A 16,288-nucleotide genomic window follows, 5' to 3' on the forward strand; every position below is an offset into this window, starting at 1 on the left:
TTGAATGGGTTAAAAATACCAACGGTGCGGAAACCTGTTCCGCACCGTTGAAGGAATTATTACCTGTTCTTTTTGAACACGTTGTCATATGTTACTGATAAGTAGTATAATCCGCCGATGGTTGGCCCGCCAACGTACTGGAAGTATTTAGAGTTCAGGATGTTGGAAGCACCCAGCTTAAACGAGGTATTGATTTTTGGTACCCGGTAGGTAATCTGCGCATCCACTGTATTGTAGGAAGGCACGTCGCCGTTACCAAAGAGGTTCTGCCAGTAGAAAGTGTTCTGCCAGTGCCATACCACGTTAAAACCAATATTTTTGATCACGTTGCGGTTACCGATACTCACGTTGGTAAACCAGTCAGGTGTATTGAAACCAGGTATCAACGCATCATCTTTTGTTTTATCCTGTGCCAGTTTGTTGTAGTTGGCGTTACCGCTCACGGTGTAACCTTTATAAAGATCGTAGGTAACCGCTACTGCAAAGCCGTAGTTGTTAACGGTAGATTTACTGTTGGTCCATACGCGATACCGGTCTTGTAAAGACTTATCCAGCATCTGGTTCAGTACTGTTTGATCAGGATTGTTAACATTACCTGTTTTGGGTACCACCGCTTCGATCTGGCCTATAAAATGCTTATAGGAGCTGTAGTAACCATCCACATCGATAAACAATTTGTTATCCAGCAACACTGCTTTGTAGCCTGCTTCGAAGGAAGTGATCTGTTCAGGTACAATCGGGTCCAGGTTAGCCACTTTCAGCACACCGGCATTTTTTGCAGCTGCAGCATCTTTGGAGATGTGTTCTGCGTTGATGGTTTTATTCACCGCTACACCAAAGGCGTCTACAGAGCTGGTGAGGAAAGAGTTTTTGAAGTAGCCGAGTCCTTGTTCAATAAAGGCAAGACCGCCCACACGTCTTACCTGGCCGTTGTTTACGAAGGAGTAAGCTTCAAACAGGGATGGGAAGCGGAATCCATTTTGCCAGGAAATACGGAAATTATGTTTGTCTTTGATGCTGTAAACCGCGGCAATGCGTGGGTTTATTTTTCCATCAAATTGTTCGTTCTTATCATATCGCAGGGATCCGGTGAGCTTCAGTGCGTCGTTGAAGAATGTTTTGCTGATCTGTGCAAAGCCACCGTATTTGCCGTACCAGATGTGTTTTCCGCCGGGGGTGTTACGTTTATCTGCAGGACGGGAGAAGTCCACGAAGTTATTGCCGTCGGGAATAATTTCGTAGGTCCGGTAATCTGCGCCTACCAGTACATCCGCGAAATGCACGTATTTACGCAGGTTCCAGGTGCCTTCTGTATGATAGAAACGGCTTTTTTGCAGGAGTGCTGCACCACCGCTGGTGTTGGTCGGGTCTTTGGAAGTAGGATAAATATCCCAGTCGTTAATGCTTTTAATTTTGGCTACCTGTGCATCAAAAGCAGCGGTACCTGGTGTCCATCTGCCGGCATCTGCAAAGGCGCGTGCGGCCTGGTGTGCAGCTACCAGGTCAGAACCGGCTGTCAGCGCGTTGTTTAAACCGGAGGTATAATCAGCCAGCCATTTTTTATCAGGCTTGAAGGATTTTTCCAGGTTATCAGCCAGCGGGTTCATGTTGTAGGAGTTGCCGGTATTTTCAATAGAGATATAAGATCTTACGGTGAAATCGGGATGTACCAGTTCCAGTTTGGCGTTTTGTACGGTTACGCCCCGCAGGCCGATACGGTTGCCACGCTGAAAGAATCCATCCATCTCGCCATAGCGGTAAGAGGCTGATAATTCCACTTTATGTGGTAAGCGGAAGTTGAAGGAGAAATCGGCTTTCTTATTTTTAACGGTGAAGTCGCCTACAATATCTTTTTCCCAGTAACCGGTGCGGTGTACGTTATATGCACGGCCGTCTTTATCAATTACCTGGAGGTTGGAGTTGTCGCCATATTTGTTCCATGCATCGTTGGCAATGTTATTGGCGCCGCTAAGCTGCGGGAAGTCGGGGTTGGCTTTTGTTTGCGGGGAAAAGTCGCTGTGGTTGTCGGCATACCAGTCGGTACCCTGCATGTAGCTCAGGTTTACTTTCCAGGCGAACCAGGAAGAGTAAGCCTGTGCGTAACGTACAGCCGTTTCCGTGAGTAATTTGGCGCCGCCGTCATCGCCCACATGGTTCACGGCTACCTTCTGGTATACGCTTACACCCTGGTATTGGAAGGGGTTTTTGGTGATAAGGTTCGACATTCCATTGATGGCGTTCATGCCATAGAGTGCGGAAGAGGCGCCGGGCGTTACTTCCACGCTGGAAATGTCCAATTCCGTAGGTCCGATGGCGTTACCCAGCGGTACACCGAGGGTAGCGGCCTGGTTATCCACACCATCTACCAGTTGCATAAAACGGAAGTTGTTGGGCACGTTGAAACCGCGGGTATTGAACACTTTAAAGGTCAGACCGGCGGTGGTCATTTGTACGCCTTTCAGGTTACCCAATGCATCATAAAAGGTGGAAGACGGTGTTTCCTTGAGGGCGCGGATATCCAGTTTTTCAATGGCTACCGGTGAGCGCAGCATTTTTTCCTGCTGGCGGGAAGCAGATACCACTACTTCATTTACAAGCAGCGACTGCGTATATAGCTGTATGGCTATTTTGCTGCTGCTGCTTTTTACATCAAATTCCTGTGGTTGATAACCGATCAGTCTGAATACGAGTTTCAACGGAAATTTGGCGTTGGTGGTTACTTCGAAATGACCGTTGGCATCTGTTTGTGCGCCAAAGGAGGTGCCTTTGATCTGAACAGAAGCCCCGGGGAGCGCCGCGCCATGATCGTCTGTAATTGTTCCTTGTATTACATAGGATCCATTGAGTTGTGCCTGTACTAGTACCGGACTGAATACCAATATCGCAAAAAGGTATTTTGCCAGTATAGGTAAGAACTTTTGCATAGTGTTATCTACATTATTGATTCTGGAAAGATAAAATTGATAAGGGGAGCGTAAACCGGTGTCGTGCCTCAACATCGGTCATTAACTATGTGTTTGGTAAATGTAATTATCATATAGTCTATAGAATTAGTAGACAAATATAGTCCGGGTATTTTTCATTTCAAAGCAAATGGCCGTATTTATTGGAAAATCGCAGGGAGGATAATGGCAAACCGGCCGCAGGGAGGGGGCTAATTCACTGGTATTGACTGGTTTACCTCGCGAAATTTATTTTGCCCAGGATTAGGCTGATTTTGATGATTAGAAGATTTATTTTTTGATTTAAAAAGGATTTGGGAAGACATAAGCGGATAAATTCGCCTATATCTTCCCAAATCCTTTTAAATTCAAAAAATATCAGAAAAATCTTATAACCATCAAAATCAGTCTAATCCTGGGAAAGACAAATTTCGCTGCATTTAACTAAAAGCTAAAAGCTAATGGCTAAAAGCTGTTTCAAGCTACATGATCTTTAGCTACCGGATGTTCCTGCTCAGCCGTTTTAGGCAGCATATGCTTTCCAAAAAAGCGTTTCTGGAACAACAGGATGGCGATTACACCGGTCGAAATGGCTGCATCAGCCACGTTGAATACCGGACGGAAGAAAACGAAATAGTCGCCTCCCTTAAATGGTACCCAGTTGGGCAGGTAGCCTTCATAGATAGGGAAGTACAGCATATCTACCACCCTGCCATGCAAAAAGCTGCCATAGCCACCGCCTGCGGGCATAAACTTCGCTACTTCATAACCTACGCTGTCATTGAAAATGAGGCCGTAAAACATACTATCTATCAGGTTGCCGGCAGCACCCGCCAGGATCAGCGAGCCACAGATCAGCAAACCGGTACTGTATTTTTCCCTGATCAGCTTTTTCATATATACAAACCCTACCACTACCGCTACCAGGCGGAACATGGTGAGAAGGATTTTGCCAAAGTCGCCTCCAAACTTAAGCCCATAGGCCATTCCTTCGTTCTCTATAAAATGAATCCGGAACCAATTGGGGAAAATCACAAACTCCTGCTGCATGAACATATGCGTTTTGATCCAGAACTTCAGGGTCTGGTCAATGGCGAGGATCAGGATAACGATAAATACTACGTGACGATATTTCAACTGATATTAAAATTTTATCAAAAATAATAGTTTATTTCAAAGTCGAAGCCTGCAATATCACTATTCCTGGAAATATACCCTTTTTACGCGTTGTGAAATTCCTGTTAATATTTCATACGGGATGGTGTCGGCCCAGGCTGAAAGGTCCTGCACGGGCAGGTCCTGACCAAAAACGATCACCTCGTCGCCCTCTTGTACGTCAGGAATATGGGTTACGTCCAGCATCAGCATATCCATGGCCACAACACCCGCTACAGGCGCCATTTTACCGCGAACCAGCATTTTTCCCACACCCAGCCCCAATCTGCGGGGATAGCCATCAGCATAGCCAATACGTACGGTAGCGGTCACCGACGGGCCTTTCGCTTCCCATTTACCGCCATAGCCTACTGTATCACCGGCTTCGAGGTATTTCAACTGTGCCACCGTGGTTTTCAGGGTGCTTACATTCCGCAGCTGATCCTGTATACCATTGCTGCTATCGATACCATACATACCGATGCCCAGCCGCACCATGTCCAGCTGAAGGTCGGGATGACGGGTAATGGCAGCGCTGTTGGCAATATGACGGATCACCGTATAGCCCAGTGCCTTCTGCAGTTCATGGCTCATATCATAAAACAACCGCCCCTGTTGCTGCGTAAAGGCGTCCTTAGCGGGATCCTCACTGGCGGCCAGGTGGCTGAAAATGGATTGTACTTTCATTAACGGGCTGGCAGTAAGGATCTGTGCCAGCTCGGCAATGTCGCTTTTCACAAAGCCCAGCCGGTGCATACCCGTGTCCAGCTTGATGTGAACAGGGAAATCGATTTTGCCTGCTGCGGTCACTTCTTCCATAAACTGCAGCAATATCTGCATGGAATAGATTTCCGGCTCCAGGTTCCAGTGCAGAATGGCGTCAAAACTGGCGGGCTCGGGGTTCATCACCATAATAGGCATGGTAATACCTGCCCTTCTCAATTCCACTCCTTCATCGGCGTAAGCCACAGCGAGGTAGTCGACTCCATGGAACTGGAGCAGATTGGCTATTTCAAAACTGCCGCTGCCATAGGAAAATGCTTTCACCATGGCCATTAGCCTGGTATCCGGCTTCAACATCGACTGGTACAGCTTTACGTTCTGCGAAATGGCGGTGAGGTTGATCTCCAGGATCGTTTGATGTGCCTTTTGTTCCAGCAGTTTGCCGATACGCTCAAACTGGAATATACGGGAACCCTTTACCAGTATGGTTTCATTCTGAAAATCGTCCGCATTAAACTGTTGAATATATTCATCGGTGGTAGTAAAAAACTGTGTTTTCAGTCCTTCTACCTGTTGAAAGCTTTTCTTTTCCCTGCCAATATTTTTACCAATGGCCAATAATTTATTGATTCCCTTTTTCTGCAACAGGTCGGCTACTTCTTCATAAAGGGTGGCATCACTTTTACCACTCTGGAGGATATCGCTCAGGATAACGGTACGGGTGGCATGTTGCTGCTGTTGTTGCAGGAAGTCCAGTGCAATGGTCAGCGAACCGAGGTCAAGACTATAGCTGTCGTTGATTACAGAGCAATTATTGATACCCTGCTTCAGTTCCAGGCGCATGGCAATATTGCTCAGCTGGTCCATCCGTTGCTGTATCACGGTTTGATCCTTGCCCAGGTACAGCATCAGCGCGGCGCAGTGGATAGCATTTTCGATAGATCCTTCGTCTACAAACGGAATTGTAAAATGCAGCGGCTCCTGCTTGTAGAGCGCATCTATACGGGTATGGTTATCATTTTTATCTGTACTGATTACCCGAAGATCGGCATCTGTTTTCCTTGACCAGGAAAATAATTCAGGGCCACCGCCTTCCTGGTTTTCTTTTTTACCTACCTGGTTATGAAAGGCCAGTACACATTCATTCAGGGCAAGATAATCTTTGCAGTAAATGAGGATATCGCTTTTGGCAAATAATACCAGCTTTTCGTTAATCTTCTGCCGGATATTCAAAAATCCCTCACTGTGGGCTTCTCCGATGTTGGTAAAAATGCCGATTGTAGGACGGATGATCTTTTCGAGGTTCACCATTTCACCGGGTTGTGAAATGCCTGCTTCAAAAATAGCCAGCTGGTGCTCAGGCTTCATCTGCCATACGGACAGTGGCACGCCTATCTGCGAGTTATAGCTTTTAGGACTGCGAACAATGTTATAATCCTTTTCCAGCAACTGGTAAAGCCATTCTTTTACGATGGTTTTTCCATTACTGCCGGTAATGCCGATAACAGGAATATTAAAATGCTGCCGGTGAAAGGCTACCAGCGCGTGAAGCGCCTGTAAGGTATCTTTTACAAGAATGAAATTGGCTTTTGGATATTTTTCCAGCGGCACAGGCTCACTCACTACAAAATTACTCACCCCCTTGCGGTACAATTCTTCAATGTATTGGTGCGCATTGCGCCGGGGGCTAACCAAAGAAATGAACAAAGATGTTTCAGGGAAGCTAAGCTTCCGGCTGTCCAATAAAAGATGGTCAATTTCAGAAAATCCAGTCTCTTGCAACAATTCTCCTTTCAAAGTCTTGTTGATGCTTGCTGCGTTATACACGTTTATCAGGTTTGAATAATCACTTAGCGGCCGCAAACATTGTCTACAGCTGCTTTTTACTTCTCTTCTGCTTCCGGTATTTCTTTTTTCTGATGATAGAGGGAATAGAGGATGGAACCTCCAAGGCATAGTATAATTACTATCAACGATACATATACCGGTATGTGAATAAAATACTCTGCCAGCATTTTCAGTCCTATGAAAATAAGCACAATAGCAATACCCTGGGGTAAATAATCAAATTTATCTACCGCTCCTCTCAGCAAAAAGAATAAGGACCTGAGTCCTAATACCGCAAATATATTGGAGGTATATACCACCACCGGTTGTTGTGATATGGCAAATACAGCCGGAATAGAATCCAGTGCAAAGATAATATCAGTGACCGCCAGCATTACCACTACTAATGATAACGTGGTGAGATATGCCTTATTATGTTTCCGAATAACAAAACGGCCTTTTGGCTCTTCTGTTGTTACCCGCATATATTTATTCATGAACCGGTAAGCAAAATTTTCTTCCGGTTTAAATTCATCATCGCTGTTGGCTGTAAACATCTTCACCCCGGTATATAGCAGGAACGCGCCGAAAATATACAGGATCCATTCAAATTGTTTTATCAATACCACGCCTACACTGATAAAGATGGCCCTGAAAACAATGGCAAGTATAATACCTATCAGCAGCACCCTGGCATAGTTTTCTTCTTTTATCTTAAAAAAACTAAATATGAGAATGAACACAAAAATATTATCCATGGATAATGACTTCTCCATCAGATAAGCGCTCATGAAACTGATCGCGGTTTCGGAACCATCTTCAAACCACATGAATCCAAAAAACAAAACGGAGAGGCCTACCCAGAAGATGCTCTGCCATAGCGCAGTTTTCATAGATGTTTTCTCGTTTTTCTTACTAAACAGACCCAGATCAAACACCAATGCAATAATTACTACAATAAAGAATATCAGATAGGTCCATTGTATGGAGGTCATGAAGGCTGTTTTTTTTATGAGGTGCAAAGATAGTGAAACAGCAGTTAGCTTTTAGCCATTAGCTTTTAGTAAATGCAGCGAACCAGCTATTAGCTTTTAGCCGTTAGCTTTTAGTAAATGCAGCGAAGACTATATTATGTTAATCTTCGCTTGCTAAAAGCTAAAAGCTAACTGCTAAAAGCTTTCTGGCGTCTAAACTGGAAAACCATGGCAAAGAGGAGTATGAGTCCTATGGGCACCAGGAAGCAGATCACCTGCCACTTGGTTTTTGTTTGCCTGATTTTTTCCGGATCAAGCAGGCGCTGCGTCAGCTCCTTGTTGCGGGCTGCCATAATACTGCTGTTACCACAGAGGTATTCCAGGCAGTTGAGGAAAAACTCTTTATTGGCAAAGGCAAAGCCCGGATTAAATTCGTTGATCCCCATTTGCAGCGGGCCCTCCTTTCGGGAAACGGCATTGGCGATCAGGTCGCCATCACTTACCACGATCATTTTATTCACCGTATCAGTAGCATCCCGGAAAGGTCGGCCGGATGCGTGTTGCAGCGCCTCTACCGCAGCAGGGTCCTGGCGGTTATGAAACAGCGAAGTAAAATTTCCTTCCAGCAAAACGGCAGCGGGTAAATACTGTTGTCGGTATTCACGGGGATTGGGCTGTGTTTTCACCACATCCCAGGCAATTTCTGCGGGCAGGCGTGTAGTACGGCTGTTGCGGGAGCTGGTAAGCAAGATGGTTTTGCTGATCGCGTCGTTCTTAATGGTATCCATAGAACTTACAAAGCGACTCAGCACCATATCCAGATTTTTTACAATGGGATGGGCTTTGGTAGGCATCAGCATGGGAAAGTAAGGAAAGGGGACCGGTTGTATCTGCGGCCGGTTGCCTACATTACCCACCACCAGCGGTACCACATCGCTCTGCAGATCCATGATGAGGTCCTGGTTGATACGCACGCCATAGCGGAACAGCAGGTCTTCCAGGTTTAGTCCGCGGTCTACTGCCGCAAATTCATTACGCTGGTGTAAACTATCCATGCTGGCGCTGGATTCATCAATAAACCACAGCACTTTACCACCATTCATTACATACTGGTCTATCTTCAATTTATCTGTTTCGCTGAAAGCCGCTGCCGGCTTGGCAAAGAGGATTACATCAAATTCATTCGAAATATGCGAGGCAGATTGCAGGGTAAGCGTATCCAATGCATAGTTTGTTTGCAGGGTACTTAGCGCATCATATACTTCTGCGCCCAGTGATTCTCCATGGCCCATCATATAGCCTACCAGTGGTTTCTCCTTTTCCTGCAGTTTGGTGATGGCATTGGCAAACTGGTATTCCAGCAAGGCTTCGGAGCTGTTCATGGTTTGCATGGGATCTTGTCCGCCCTGGTTCTTTAACAGGTTTACGCCGATGGTTTTCCCTTTGTAATGTACCAATGCCCCGGGGAAGATGAGTTTTTCGGCAAAACCGTCGTTGGCTTCCTGCTGTACCTTCATATTGAAGGGCATGATGCCTTGGGCCGTCAGCTCTCCGAGGAACTTCATGCGGGCAGTATCGGTCATCCCCTGGCCAGGATTGATAAAAGTAAAACGTAAGTTTTGTTTACCATATTCGCGGAACTCTTCCAGCAGTTCGGAGGTCGACTGCGCCAATTGCCGGAAGCTGGCCGGATAGTCTCCTTTCAGGAACACCTCAATTTCCACCGGACTGTCCAGTTTACGTAGCATTTGCCGGGTGTTGGCGGTGAGCGTATATCTTTTTTCTCCTGTCAGATCCCACCTGCCGTGGAAATAAGCGGCTGCTATATTGATGCCCGTGAGTACCAGTATTACGGTAATTGCACGTTGTATGTATTTTTTTCGTGTAGCCATATCATTTAGTAAGCCCGGACTTTTAGCCGTTTTGCCAGAGTTTTCTTTGGAGGGATAATTTAGTGAGATAGAGCATCAGGCCTATAACGCTGATAAAATAGATCATATCGCGGCTATCGATTACGCCGCGGCTCATAGAAGTATAATGAAATTTAATACCGGCCATCTGCAGGTAATAGTCCGCCCCGCCGCTGAAAGCAGGTATTTTGCTCAGGGCATCAAATCCATTATAAAATATAAAGCAGGTAAACAGCGCAATGAGAAAGGCCACCATGGCATTATTGGTTAGGGAAGACGCCCATATGCCTGTAGCCGTGAAAGCTGCGCCCAGCAATAATAACCCGATATAAGACCCTATGATGCCGCCGGTATCCGGCTGTTGGGTATCTACACTTAACTGCCGGATGGCAAAATAATATACGATGGTAGGCAAAAGAGAAATGAGTACGATCACTATGCTGCCCCAGAATTTGCCCAATACAATCTGCCAGCCGGTCAGTGGTTTGGTACTGAGTAGTTCCATGGTGCCGGTTTTAAATTCATCGGCAAAGCAACGCATGGTAATGGCGGGTATCAGCAACAGGTAAATAAGCGGCGCCAGGTTAAACAGCGGGTCCAGGTTGGCATAGCCGGTATCGAGCAAACTGGTTTCCGGAAAAACGAAGAGTAATAATCCGTTTGCCAGCAAAAACAGGATAATGGCTACGTAGCCGGTAACACTGCTGAAAAACTGGTTTATCTCTTTCTTAAAGATGGCTAGCATGAACAGTTTGTAAGGATTAGGATATTAGTAAAGATACAAATATAGCTAAACGCTATTACCTTTCAGGCTATTGTATCAAGGTCTACACCATCTTTATACATTTCCCAGACGGGACTGGTGCTTCTCAGTTTATTAACCGCCTCTGTCACCGTACGGATGGCGTAATCCACCTGCTCGTCTGTAGTAAAACGTCCCAGGCCGAAGCGGAGGGAGGCATGTGCCAGGTCGTCGCTTATGCCCAGCGCTTTCAGCACGTAGCTGGGCTCCAGCGAGGCCGACGTACAGGCGGAACCGGTAGAAAGCGCGATGGTTTTGTTAAAACCCATGATGAGCGCCTCGCTTTCCACGTATTTAAAGGAAAGGTTGGTGGTTTGGGGCAGGCGATGAATGGTAGAACCATTTACATACGATTGTTCCAGTTTCAGCAATGCCTTTTCCAGCCGGTCTCTCATAGGAGCTATCCTGGCTGTATCTGCCGTCATTTCTTCCCGGCATATTTCGGCCGCCTTACCCAGTCCTGCAATGCCGGGCACATTCAAGGTGCCGGAGCGTATACCTCTTTCATGGCCGCCACCATCTATCTGGGCAGTGAGCCGCACACGTGGCGACCGTCTGCGTACATACAGGGCGCCAATACCTTTGGGTCCATACATTTTATGTGCGCTGAGGGTGAGCAGGTCAATACCATCCTTGTTTACGTCAACAGGGATTTTTCCGGCAGCCTGGGTGGCATCGGTCATAAACAGCACGCCATGTTTCCTGGCAATATCGCTGATGGCGCGTATTGGCTGGATCACTCCCGTTTCGTTATTGGCGTACATGATACTGATAAGAATAGTTTGCGGGGTAATGGCCGCTTCCAGCGCTGCCAGGTCAATGAAGCCTTCCCGGTTCACCGGCAGCCAGGTGATCTGCGCGCCTTTTTTTTCGAGATGTTTGCAGGTATCCAGTACGGCTTTATGTTCTGTAACGGCTGTAATAATATGCTGCCCCTTGCCGGCATACATGTCGTACACCCCTTTGATGGCAAGGTTTACGGCTTCCGTGGCGCCGGAAGTAAATATCATTTCCCTGGAATCGGCTCCGATCAGCTTCGCTACCTGTTCACGGGCATAGTCCACCGCTTCTTCCGCCGCCCAGCCAAACGGGTGACTCCGGCTGGCCGCATTACCATATATTTCTGTGAAATAAGGTAACATGGTAGCCAACACCCTGGGATCGCAGGGCGTGGTAGCGTTGTTGTCCAGGTAAACAGGCAGCTGTAACATATTTGTTGCTATTGATATTAAAATCCGAACTAAACAAATTTACAACATAAGTTCTATTTTTACCGGGTTAAGCATATTCCGGAAATGCTGTAGGGATACCGCATTTCATGTACATTGTAAACTTTAAACATGCTCAGGGTAGAACATATTGGCATCGCGGTAAAATCTCTGTCGGATTCCGTTCCGCTATTCGAAAAACTGTTGAACACCAGCTGCTACAAACAGGAGGAAGTAGACAGTGAACAGGTAATGACCGCCTTTTTCCAGCAGGGCGAAACCAAAATAGAATTACTGGAAGCTACCGGGCCGGGCAGCGCTATTGCAAAGTTCCTGGATAAAAAAGGAGAAGGGATGCATCACATTGCATTTGAAGTAGCGGATATCTATGCAGAAATGAAAAGATTACAGGAAGAAGGGTTTGTTTTATTGCAGGAAACACCCAAAAAAGGAGCAGATAATAAATTAATATGTTTCCTGCATCCTAAGCACAGTAACGGAGTTCTGATAGAAATTTGTCAGGATATCAAGTAAACATTTACTTATATATATTAAATATAAATAATAATATTTTTTTTAATTTTTTTTCCATTTTAGCAATCCAAAGGAATTAACCATTCGTAAGTAATTATGAAACACCCCCCAAAAGGGCACAAAAAAAGTTAAAACCAAAATTAATTTTTGTAATTTTTTGAACAAATACATTTTCCATTACGTTATATCTACAAACACACAAATACAAAAAAGAACAATACTCAAAATATTATAGGACTTAAGCTTTATAGATTATTAACAGTTTAAGTTTTAACGATTACTCTAAAGTTGGCATAGGTTATGAACACCTGCGGGTTTTTTAGCTTGCAGGTCTTTTTTTTAAAGCCACTTGTGCATAAGAGGGATCAGATTCAACAATAATATCAGGTAAATCAGAGGAAGGGACGCTGCCGCTTTGCAGGCAGTTCTTTCTATTTAACGCCACGGCAGAAAATAAATTGTGGACGGTGATTCATTTGATTCATATGATTATCCTGATGAGCGGAGGTAACAACGCAGATCAAACTGTACGAATGCAAACCGACATATTGCTTATGTAAAGGAAAAAGTCATGTAAAACGAAAAAGTCCGGAAGCTTCCGGACTTTTTCATTTTATATCTATGTTATTCGCTTTAATCTCCGCTCATCAGGATAATCAAATGAATCAAATGAATCATAGTCCTAGTTAAAGAGATATTTTATGCCCAGCTGTCCCTGCCAGCGTGAAACAGTATTGGTATTATCCCTCCATGAATTGGTAACAGGAATCTGGTTAGCTGCATCCTGGTAAGGGAAAGAGAAGGCAGCGGCATTTGTGGTATTACCGGAAGGATCCTTATACTGTCCTTCATACTTCAGGAAAGACGGCACATTCGGGATTTTGGAGATACCCCAGTTCTTGTTCAGGAAGTTACCAAAGTTGATAATGTCGAAGCTGATACGTAATGTATGTTTGGTTTTATCTTTACCGGTATATACAAAAATATCCTGTGTCACATTTACATCCATTCTTTTTGCAAATGGCAGCACAACAGCGTTACGCTCTGCATATTCGCCACGGTGTTCGCTCAGGTAGGCGTCCTGTTTGATGAAATTATCCAACTGATTCCAGATTACAGTGGCACTGCGTTTATCGGCATTGGTAGCAGCATCATAGCCTTTATCGCCATAGCCCACCGGCACCAGTTTGATTTCATTCCTGTTTCTTGGAATATAGATCAGGTCATTGTTACCGCCGGAACCATCGTTGTTCAGGTCACCGTTATAAGTGTAGGAAGTAGCGCTGTAAAGTACATTTACGCTGGGGGCTGCTTCATAGATCAAACCGAATGAAGTAGCAAAATGTTTGGCCCAGGTAAACCGGTAGGAAGCAGCGGCCACCACACGATGTGGCATGTAGTAGTTGGAATAACCCAATGTATTTTCATTTGGATCGCCCTGTACCGGACGGTCGCGCCAGTTGCTCTGCGCAATGCTGCCACCGTCATTTACGCTGCGTGCTTTACTGTAGGTATAGGCTGCGCTCAGGTAAAGATTGTTGACGTTACGTTGCAATTGAATGGTGGCAAAATAAGAATAGCCTTTGCTGGTATTACGCATCAGGATGGCATCGCTGATATTGGGATTGCCCAGGCTGGTACCTGCACTGTAAATTTTTGAACCGCTGTAACGTAAACGGTTATCCGGGGTGCTATCCAGGCGGAACCCGGTAGCAGGAAGGTTTACGTTCTGGAAATATACTGCATTGATATCTTTGGAGTAGTTGGCTTCCAATGTACCAATGATGCCCCACGGCAACTGACGGTCTACCGCCAGCGTTACTTTCAATACCTGCGGATATTTGAAATTCCTATCGGTAACGGCTATATTATATTGTTTGGACAGCTGCCCGGAGTTATCGCGGTAAGTATTGGGATCTGCACTAAACGGATAGTTGATAACCGGTACGTTTGGTAAGCTGGTTTGCGCTGTGAACGAACCAAACTGTACGCCATTATTACCCGCCTGGTTGCTCAGCCAAACAGCCGGAGGAGGACCTGCAAACAAGCCGGCGCCGCCACGCAGCTGTGTTTTCCCATCATGTGTGATATCCCAGTTAAAGCCAACCCTGGGGGAAATCAGCGGAGCGGTTTTGGGCGCGCTGCCTACATCTATCTTCACGCCATCCCTGAAAGTTAATGCCGCCAGGGAATCATTTTTATCGAAGGTGCTGCCTATAACAGGAACGTCTATACGTACACCATAGGTAAAGGTAAAGAAGTTGGTAACACTCCATTTATCCTGTATAAACGCACCGAGTTCCAGCATGTTGATTTTAGCAAAGGGAAAGGATTTGTCTTTGGTAGTAGCAAATGACAACGCATACCTGGACGCGGTAGGCAGGCCCTGGTTGGCACTGGCATAGAAATCCTGCAGCGTATTAAAGCGATAGTTACCGTTATAGTTGGGCGCAAAACCATTCAGGAATGTTTTGTAATAGTTTTGGGTACCAACTGTAATTTCATGTTTACCCTTGTACATGGTAAAGATGTCGGATAACTGGTACACATTGGTATTGAGCTTATTGTTATAGGTAAATGGCTCGTAACCGAAAGCGGTGTAACTGGCGCCCTGCCCGTTCATAATATCTACCAACGGGAAATTGCCTTGAGAAAGTGCGGATCTGAAATCGCGCAATGCGGAATAGCCGATCTGGAATTTGTTGGAGGCACGGTTACCGATACGGGTATTTAATTCAGCAATAAAAATGTTGAAATTATTATTGATGGTATATCCGCTGCCGCTGAAAGGAAGACCGGTAGCGCTGGGCTGACGGCCGCTTCCAACTGCTCCGCCACCTGGCGCACCGCTGTTGCTGGCCGGAATATCCTTGAACGACTTCAGGTAACTGTATTTGAACGTAAATGTGTTATGATCATTCACATTCCAGTCTACCTTAAAAGTTACCTTGTCGCTTTGCGTGCGGTAAGTATAGTTCTGGTAATCGCCGGGATTGTATCCGTATTTACTTATCAGGAATTGTTTGAGCGCGTCGAGGGTATCAGCTACCGCCTGTGATACGTTGCCACCCGGTACGCCGCCTGGTTTGTTGGCTACAAGACTGGTGGCCGGCGCTTTGATTCTTTCCTGTTCTGCACTTACGAAGAAGAACAGTTTATTTTGTATAATAGCGCCGCCGGCAGAAAACCCGCGCATGTTATAATTAAAATCCGGTTTGGGAACGGTGGCGGTACGTGCTTTTAAGCCCTGTAAGCCCGGCGTTTGGATATAGGTATATACCGATCCTTTAAAGGTGTTGGTACCGCTTTTGGTAACGCTGTTGATACCTGCGCCTGAAAATCCGCCTTGTCTTACGTCATATGGCGATACGTTTACCTGGATCTGTTCCAGTGCTTCGAGGCTGATTGGCTGTGAAGATGTTTGGGAACCAAGTGTAGGCTGCAAGCCGAAAGAGTTGTTGAAGTTGGCGCCATCAACGGTGATGTTATTTAACTGGTTGCTTCTGCCGCCAATATTCAGGCCGTTGGCGGAAGGTGTTAATTTGGTAAAGTCCTGCATAGACCTGCTGATAGTAGGCAGACGGTCCATTTGCGAGCGGGTAATTACTTCCTGGCTACCGGTACGGGCTTTGTTGATTACTTTGTTCTGGCTGATAGAAGTCACTACTATTTCTCTCAGCGTGCTTGTACTGGGTTGCAGCGTTACATCTGCTTTGTATTCCTGTCCCAGTGAAAGGGAAATATTTTCCCGTTTTTCTTCTTTGAAACCAATGTAGGAGATGGTCAGGGTATAGGGCCCGCCTACACGAAGATTGGGCAAATTAAAGCGGCCATCTTTTCTTGAAACGGTATTGTACTTTGTGCCGGTAGGCAAGTGTATGGCTACAATGCTGGCCCCTGGCACAGGGCCTTCTTTACTGCCAATAGTACCCGCAATATCGGCGGTTGTTTCCTGGGCAAATAGGGCGTTAGGGATCAATAGTACGCAACAAAGCATACAGATGAGGTAACACCAGATTTTCTTGTGCATGCGATTCAGATTTTGGCAAAGTTCAAATGACAGATTGAAGTATTAAAAATAATACAATTATGAAATAGTTAATTTAATTTTTGTGGGCAGAAAGCAAAAAAGCTATTTAGGCGAATGAACTAACCGGGTATCCGCTTAAATTATTCGCCTCAATAGCTTTTTACTTTCTGCTTTTTGCTTTCC

9 protein-coding genes are annotated in these 16,288 nt (G+C 45.7%); 1 reads left to right on the forward strand and 8 read right to left on the reverse strand.

The window, feature by feature from the left end:
* Positions 1-59: 59 nt before the first annotated feature.
* The 7 genes from KE626_RS03335 to KE626_RS03365 form a co-directional block, all read right to left on the reverse strand.
* Entirely contained in the window at positions 60-2,924 is a 2,865-nt protein-coding gene (locus KE626_RS03335) for a TonB-dependent receptor (RefSeq protein ID WP_211971452.1), read from the reverse strand.
* A 495-nt stretch (positions 2,925-3,419) separates the two neighbouring features.
* Positions 3,420-4,079 (reverse strand): lipoprotein signal peptidase, encoded by a 660-nt coding sequence (locus tag KE626_RS03340; RefSeq protein WP_211971453.1) that lies wholly within the window; start codon positions 4,077-4,079, stop codon positions 3,420-3,422.
* A gap of 60 nt (positions 4,080-4,139) precedes the next feature.
* Positions 4,140-6,647 carry a bifunctional UDP-N-acetylmuramoyl-tripeptide:D-alanyl-D-alanine ligase/alanine racemase gene (locus KE626_RS03345; protein WP_211971454.1) on the reverse strand — a complete coding sequence of 836 codons (2,508 nt, stop codon included), beginning with the start codon at positions 6,645-6,647 and terminating at the stop codon, positions 4,140-4,142.
* Between the two features lie 56 nt (positions 6,648-6,703).
* Complete coding sequence (locus tag KE626_RS03350; RefSeq protein ID WP_211971455.1) at positions 6,704-7,642, reverse strand: TerC/Alx family metal homeostasis membrane protein; 939 nt, start codon at positions 7,640-7,642, stop codon at positions 6,704-6,706.
* Between the two features lie 167 nt (positions 7,643-7,809).
* Positions 7,810-9,513: a gliding motility-associated ABC transporter substrate-binding protein GldG gene (gene gldG, locus KE626_RS03355; RefSeq protein ID WP_211971456.1), complete on the reverse strand. Its 1,704-nt coding sequence runs from the start codon at positions 9,511-9,513 to the stop codon at positions 7,810-7,812.
* A gap of 22 nt (positions 9,514-9,535) precedes the next feature.
* A complete protein-coding gene (gene gldF, locus KE626_RS03360; RefSeq protein WP_211971457.1) occupies positions 9,536-10,276 on the reverse strand; it encodes a gliding motility-associated ABC transporter permease subunit GldF in 741 nt (246 codons plus the stop codon).
* A gap of 62 nt (positions 10,277-10,338) precedes the next feature.
* Positions 10,339-11,544: an IscS subfamily cysteine desulfurase gene (locus KE626_RS03365; protein ID WP_211971458.1), complete on the reverse strand. Its 1,206-nt coding sequence runs from the start codon at positions 11,542-11,544 to the stop codon at positions 10,339-10,341.
* Between the two features lie 129 nt (positions 11,545-11,673).
* Here KE626_RS03365 and mce point away from each other — a divergent pair, with 129 nt between their 5' ends.
* Positions 11,674-12,075: a methylmalonyl-CoA epimerase gene (gene mce, locus KE626_RS03370; protein ID WP_211971459.1), complete on the forward strand. Its 402-nt coding sequence runs from the start codon at positions 11,674-11,676 to the stop codon at positions 12,073-12,075.
* 682 nt (positions 12,076-12,757) lie between these two features.
* Here the strand turns inward: mce and KE626_RS03375 are convergent.
* Positions 12,758-16,105, reverse strand: coding sequence for a TonB-dependent receptor (locus tag KE626_RS03375; RefSeq protein WP_249207225.1), 3,348 nt, complete (start codon positions 16,103-16,105; stop codon positions 12,758-12,760).
* Positions 16,106-16,288: the final 183 nt, after the last annotated feature.

It is taken from the genome of Chitinophaga hostae, from assembly GCF_018224885.1.
Classification (GTDB): domain Bacteria; phylum Bacteroidota; class Bacteroidia; order Chitinophagales; family Chitinophagaceae; genus Chitinophaga; species Chitinophaga hostae.

Bases quoted from the DNA above. Each gene is read 5' to 3' on its own strand.
- KE626_RS03365 (WP_211971458.1), bottom strand. From the start codon at position 11,544: ATGTTACAGCTGCCTGTTTACCTGGACAACAACGCTACCACGCCCTGC.
- KE626_RS03375 (WP_249207225.1), bottom strand. From the start codon at position 16,105: ATGCACAAGAAAATCTGGTGTTACCTCATCTGTATGCTTTGTTGCGTA.
- KE626_RS03335 (WP_211971452.1), bottom strand. From the start codon at position 2,924: ATGCAAAAGTTCTTACCTATACTGGCAAAATACCTTTTTGCGATATTG.
- mce (WP_211971459.1), top strand. From the start codon at position 11,674: ATGCTCAGGGTAGAACATATTGGCATCGCGGTAAAATCTCTGTCGGAT.
- gldG (WP_211971456.1), bottom strand. From the start codon at position 9,513: ATGGCTACACGAAAAAAATACATACAACGTGCAATTACCGTAATACTG.
- gldF (WP_211971457.1), bottom strand. From the start codon at position 10,276: ATGCTAGCCATCTTTAAGAAAGAGATAAACCAGTTTTTCAGCAGTGTT.
- KE626_RS03350 (WP_211971455.1), bottom strand. From the start codon at position 7,642: ATGACCTCCATACAATGGACCTATCTGATATTCTTTATTGTAGTAATT.